Genomic DNA, 700 nt, shown 5'->3' with positions numbered 1-700 from the left:
CTTACCTGCGCTCCACAGGCGTTTAGCCTGTCCGCCCGTCCGGCGGCCAGGATGTTGATCGCGGCGTTGATGTCCCGATCGTGGACTGCCCCGCACAGGCAGGTCCACGACCGGACGGCAAGCGGCATCGACTCGGCGACGGCCCCGCATTCGGAGCAGAGCTTGGAGGAGGGGAACCACCGGTCGATCTTGGCGAAGTGGCGGCCGTACCGGGCCGCCTTGTACTCCAGCATGCTCACGAACTGCGACCAGCCCGCATCGTGAACGGACTTGGCGAGGCGGGTACGGCCGAGGCCGGAGGTGGCAAGGTTCTCCACGTACACCGCTTGGTTATCGCGGATGATCTGGGTGGAGAGCTTGTGTGCCCAGTCGCGGCGCGCGTCGGCCACCGCGGCGTGTGCCGTGGCGACCTTGGCCCTGGCCTTCTGGCGGTTCGCTGAGCCTTTCTCCTTACGGGAGAGTTCCCGCTGTGCCTTGCGCAGGCGCCGCTCGGCCCTGCGCAGGAAACGGGGGTTGGCCACCTTCCGGCCGTCGGAGGTGACGGCGAAGTGGGACAGCCCGAGGTCGATCCCCACGTCGGCGACCGACTCCGGGAGGGGGACATCGCTGGTCTGGACGACGAACGAGGCGAAGTACCGGCCGGCCGCGTCCTTGACCACCGTCACCGAGGATGGTTCGGCGGGCAGGTCCCGTGACCAGC

At 68.6% G+C, this 700-nt stretch carries 1 protein-coding gene; it reads right to left on the bottom strand.

The window, feature by feature from the left end; all coding sequences use genetic code 11:
• Positions 1 to 700 (bottom strand): RNA-guided endonuclease InsQ/TnpB family protein (locus Mam01_RS36100; protein ID WP_204289700.1); only part of this gene is annotated, 700 nt, incomplete at both ends.

Source organism: Microbispora amethystogenes, from assembly GCF_016863015.1.
GTDB classification, from domain to species: Bacteria; Actinomycetota; Actinomycetes; order Streptosporangiales; family Streptosporangiaceae; genus Microbispora; species Microbispora amethystogenes.
This window is presented reverse-complemented; position numbering and strand designations above follow the sequence as displayed.